General features: G+C 57.3%; 1 protein-coding gene. It reads right to left on the reverse strand.

Translation table 11 applies throughout. The features are described from left to right. Positions 1 to 39: 39 nt before the first annotated feature. Positions 40 to 225 (reverse strand): J domain-containing protein (locus AF337_RS32795; RefSeq protein ID WP_152971300.1); only part of this gene is annotated, 186 nt, incomplete at its 5' end.

The following is a 225-nucleotide window of genomic DNA, read 5'->3' on the forward strand; positions in this document are numbered from 1 at the left end:
CGGCAGGCCCTCCCATCTGGCCGCGACGAGACCTCCCGCCTAGCAGAACCCGTTCAACTTGAGAATCTTATGGGCGTCTATTGCCGCCCGGAGTTCATCTTCGGAGTTTCGATCTCCTCGGTTAGCATCTGGATGGTGCATCTTCAGCATCTGCTTGTAGCGTCGTCTAATCTCCTCAGAGGTCGCGTCCTGCGAGAGGCCGAGCGTTTCGAAGGCTTTTGCTTC

Source organism: Rhizobium ecuadorense (assembly GCF_001187535.1).
Lineage (GTDB): Bacteria > Pseudomonadota > Alphaproteobacteria > Rhizobiales > Rhizobiaceae > Rhizobium > Rhizobium ecuadorense.